The organism is Roseibium sp., from assembly GCF_025698965.1.
Lineage (GTDB): Bacteria > Pseudomonadota > Alphaproteobacteria > Rhizobiales > Stappiaceae > Roseibium.
Map to the genome: position 1 here is coordinate 1 of NZ_JAILWL010000468.1, position 5,068 is coordinate 5,068.

Sequence of the window (5,068 nt, forward strand, 5' to 3'; positions counted from 1 at the left end):
AAACACAACGCGGCAGCGCAACCAGCCGGGCCGGCTCCCAGAATGGCGACATCACAGCTCTGATCGACAGGCTCACACATCCGGCCGTGTCATTCCGGGCCAACGTAATAATGGAGGGGAAATGCCCAACGGCTCAGCTTTTCGGAAGGCACATCCTCGGTCTCGATGTCGATGCGAAGTTTGCCTTCATTCGTAAATTCCGCCTTGGCCGCGCGGAACCTTGCGTGTTCTCGTTCGTTCTCCGTGAAGAACGGATAGGCCTCGGCATCCGGCCCTTCATTCCGATTGGTGACAAATCCGAGATAGCGCCAGGCCAGAATTGCCTGCATGAACGTGTTAATCCCACGCTGATACTGCGTGCGCTCCGCCATACTGATACCTCCGTCCAGAACCTGGGCATTTTCCGTGTCTGCGCCGCTGTAGATGAAGAGCGGACTTTGAGGTGGCCACCAGGAGGCGTTGAACGTGGGGGGCGGAGGAAGATGCTCCGTATGACTGCCTTCGGGCCTTTTGTTGATGAGCGGATCCTTGAAGCTGACCGGTTGCGCTCCGCAGAGAAAGAAGTCCGTCTGCCAAGGTGCAGCCATTCGTTTGGTCAGGTCACCGGGCTGGCAGCCACCGCCTTCGGTTTCGTCCCGGGTCGGCGAAAGACCTTTTTCCGTGATGGCTTCGGAAGGTTGCGCGAGCAAGCGGTATGGGTCGTCATCACGGAAAAGGATGGGGTTTCGAACCGACCAGGTCACCTCGATACCCGGCGACATTGGGGCGCCGACACAATTGCCGATAGCACCGCGGTCGATCGCATTCGGCTGGAAGGCAGTCCGTCGTGGACCGGACTTTTCAAACCTGCCGGCTGCCCACTGCTTGAAGAAGAAATACTGGGTCGGCGTCAATGACATGAATTTCGAGATGTTATGGTTGGTCACCGAGTTGCTGCCTGAATTCAACGGCATCAGCGGAAACCCGTCTTCATTCATCGGCTTCTGATGGTCTGGCGCCAACTCCCAGTTTTCCGAGCCTTCCGGGCTTCGAAGCAAATTGAACCAGGTTTCACGCGCGCCCCGGTTTGTCTCGCTCGGGTCCGACATGTCGAAGGGCGGCGTTGCATAGGCAACCATCGGGGCGACGTCAGCAACCCATTGATAACTGCGCATGCGTTCCAGAACCGGGAGAATGTCACGGTCAAAGCTCACAACAAAGTCCTGGTTCCAGGATTTGGCAGCAGGTTCGAAAATCTCCGGTGCAGCACCTTTGTGCCGGACCGCCATGTCAAAGACGATGTCGTCTAATGTCGTGATGTTAATCAACTCCGGGGCGACTTTTGGCGGTGCCACAATCACCCAGGCCTCCAGCGTCAGTTCTTCACCTGAGGTCAACGTCACGTGGGCACGCACCGATCCATCCGACGTGTCGTCGAAAAAGCCGTCCGCTCCGGCGAAGGAGTGGATGCCCTCATCCCGTGGACCGCCGACATTGCCATAACCGCCCAGAATGGCTAACCCGCCGTCGGTATCCATTGTCATCTGACCGAGCGTCTTGATCTCGTAGGGATAAAGGGCGTTGTCGGAAAACCCAAGTTCCTTGCTGATGCCGCTTCTGCCGGGGAAGGAAACGAAACCATATCCCGAAGACACGTCCGGATTTGCAGAGGAATTGAAGTGTGCAACGTCTCCCGGTGTCGAAACGCTTCTGGGACCAGGATCAATAATCAGTCTTTTTTGCCGTTCGGTTTCGTCGTTGATGACCGAGTTTCGAAGGTCAACCCCGATATTCGCATAGCTGTTTTGTTCGCCAAACATCAGATTGCCGCGAAATTCGGAAAAGCCGTACCAGGCGGCCTTCTTGTTGGCGATGTGAACGCTCCAGCGGATCGACCTGATGTCTTCGTCATTCAAAGACACCGGAACAGAGCCACCTTTGCCATCGTCGCGATAGATTCTGAAAAGGGCCGCCTGACGACGGATTTGCCCGGACTTGTCCTTGAAGGTGTTGACAGGTTCCGAGCTTGAAGGGTCGCGCGGATCGAATTCCAGCGGAAGACCGCCAATTTCCTCTGGCGCAGCGTAGTATGTTTCGGTCCATTCAAACGGGTTGTCGAGATTGGCGCCTGAGTCCCCCAGTCTGGCAATGCCGATTGCGGGATGAATTTTCAAGCCGGAAGTGGTGCTTGGAAGTATGCCGGTTTCACTGTCCTGGGCATTTGCGGAGGACACCAATCCGGGAGCAAGCGCGGCTCCGGTTGCCAGTTCCAGAAATTGCCTTCGAGATTGGTCCATGCTGCATCCTTTCAATCTAACAACCGGCAGGTGCCGCCTGGAGTGCTCTTGAATCGCAAATCACTATAAAAATCTTATGTTGTTCGCGTTGCAATCTGCAAATGCGAAAACCCCTCCACGTCAATATGACGGAGAGGGGTTCAAAAGTGGATGTTCAAAGGAGACGAATGGGCAGGGCTCAGATTGCTGCGACTTCTTTGCCTGTCCGGGACAGAACTTGCAGAGCTATCAATCGCCTTGTGCCGCCGTCTTCGCAAGCATCCCTCAATCCTGCAAGAACCTGGTCGCTCAGCTTGCAGGCGCCACAGCTGGAAAGTGCTTTTGCCAATTCGGTTCCAAGGGCACCGCTTTCCAGGAACGCTGCACGTAGGAGATCTCCGGCGCAGTGCTCATCCTGAAATTCGCAGAGGAATTTCAATGCAGCCAATCGTGCCGACCGATTTTCCGAGTTCAGCATTTCAGTCGTTCCCGTGGGCGTAACACCTTTTCTTGCAAAGGCCTTTAAGGCGGCAATTTGGTCAGTATCTGTGCCTCCGGTAAAAGCACCTTCCAGGTGGGCAGTCGCAAGATCGCCAGGCGCAAGGGAAAGAAGTTCCAGGAGTGTCGTGCTTGCTGGCACATGATTGTCCGGTGGCAGGTCGAGGAGACTTTTCCACTCGGCATCCGACAAGATAATGCCCCGCTCCGCACGCCGCAAAAGCGAGATCAATGCTGACGTTCTCAGTTCGGCATCGGAACTGGTACAGCAGCTCAGGAGCGTCCTGGTAAAAGCCGGCTGCAGTTGCTCGCCGATCAACCGAACCGCAATGCGCCGGATATCCATGGCAGTGTTGGGAGCGACATCCGGGCGGACCCGCCTTTTTTTCAGCGTGGATTGGGCGAGTTCCAGAAATTCGAGATCTCTTTCGGAGAGAGAGATTTTTTCCTCTTCAAAGGCGACCTGTTCTTCGTCGCCCTGGAGAATGGCTGCCAGCGTGCTTTGTGGGAACTCGACAATGTTTTCGCTCTCATCATGCGCAAGAGTTTCTGCATCCACAGAGTGTGTTTCGTCCAGCGATTGGGCCGCTTCCTCTTCCGCTTCCTCTTCTCTGGCGAAGTCTCCGTCGGGCTTTCGATAGTCGCTCAGCTTGACTGGATCCTCAGTCTTTTCCGGCTGCACGATGTTTCCCTCACGATCCAGGACGATCCGGTTTCTGTTGCCGCCATCATCATCCCTTGCGCGGGCGCCAAATTGCTTTTCCCGGCGCTGGTCGTCCTCGTTTTGCCTTTCGTCTTCCTCCGAAACAAGATCTCCGCGTGCTGCAAGCAGAAGCACCGCGGCTGCATTGTCTGCGAGTATTCCTTCTTTGCCAGAAAGGGCGGCAAGCGAGGCAAGGGCAGAAAGGCGCACCATCTGGCTCTTGCTGGTGATGCCGTCTGTCAGACGGTCCAGCGTTTCGGGGCGGTCAAAATTTACAAGCGTATTGAGTACGGCCCTTTGGACGTCCGGCTTCGGGTTGTGGGTTCCGATTTCGAGCAGAAAATCAAAAGTTTCGTTGGTGCCGCTGCGGCCCAAAACCTCGACAAGAGCAGCTATGAAATCTTCAGGTTCGCTGCGCAGTTTCAGTGCGGCATGATCAAGCAGCCTTGAAACCTGCGCGTTCGCGGGATGGCGATTGCATAGACGTTTTATCGCTGCAAGTTTCACAACCCTGGCGTCATCTGCAATTGCCAGATCAATCAGGTCATCGGTTGCAACGGTTGGAGACCTTGCGGCAACAAACTCCCGGATTTCTGGAGAAGTATCCTTGAGCAAACGGGCGTCGAATATCGGTGCGTTGCGTTCCAGCATGGTCTCCAACGCTGCAAGGCGCACGTCTGCGCTTGTGTCCTGGCTGAGAGCGTCAAGCGCCTTCACAACAAGCGGATCCTTTGATGACCCGAGAGCACGTGCCGTGCGTGCGCGTTGTCTTTCCGACGGGCTCTGCCCGGTGTCGATCAACGCAAGGAGGCCTGGCCGACCGAGTTCGGCAAGGGTGCCCAGAACCTCATTCCAGAGGTCCTGGCCAAACTCGTCATTTGCCGCGGCCAGGAGATCTGAAACGGCATCCTCAATACCAAGGCGGCCTATCGTCTTTATCGCTTCCTTCTGGACGTCCAGCCAGTCGTCCCAGTCCGCGCCATCATGTTCCCAGGCAACGTCATCTTCGGAGCGGTCCAGAACCAGTTTGCGCAGGAGCGGACCTGCAAGGTCCCTGTCTTCGACGCGCAGACCGCGCAAGGCAGCCACCTTGGCGTCGCCAATAGGGTCGTTTTCCACGCTCCACAAAAAGTCTTGTCCAAGGTCCATTGCCTCAATCTCGACCAATGTTTGCAGGGCATCGACCCGCACATCCGGATCGTCGTTGCGTGTTGCCTCAAGCAACACCTCGCGAGCAACCGGCAGCTGCCATGCTCCGAGCGTTTCTATGGCAAGGCATTGCTCAGGAGCGGACCCGGATTTTGCGATAGATATCAGGCTGTTCTGAATGTCCGCGCTCAACATCAGGGCGGCGGGCGATGCGTGGAGCGCTGGGTTTTCAAGGGTCATTTCAGGAGAGCCTGTAGCGTTGGTCTTTGAGCAAAGAATAAGGCGGAAACCTTTGTCCCCGCCTTGATCTTGATCAGACCTGTCCCTTCGCGCCTTAAGCGATGTCGCGACGGGCGAAGGACATGGACCGGTAGCTGGTTTTGTAGGGTGATGTGCCGATCTTGCGGATCCGGCCGACACCCATCTTGTAATTGTAGTTGCCACTGATCCAGTCGACGACGCG

The 5,068-nt window shown here is 56.2% G+C and carries 2 protein-coding genes; both read right to left on the bottom strand.

Going from position 1 to position 5,068, the window contains the following annotated elements:
- Positions 1–89: 89 nt before the first annotated feature.
- Positions 90–2,276 carry a CTQ-dependent lysine 6-oxidase LodA gene (gene lodA / locus K5905_RS27200; RefSeq protein WP_297590162.1) on the bottom strand — a complete coding sequence of 729 codons (2,187 nt, stop codon included), beginning with the start codon at positions 2,274–2,276 and terminating at the stop codon, positions 90–92.
- 178 nt (positions 2,277–2,454) lie between these two features.
- Positions 2,455–4,845 (bottom strand): HEAT repeat domain-containing protein, encoded by a 2,391-nt coding sequence (locus tag K5905_RS27205; protein ID WP_297590163.1) that lies wholly within the window; start codon positions 4,843–4,845, stop codon positions 2,455–2,457.
- Between the last annotated feature and the right edge of the window lie 223 nt (positions 4,846–5,068).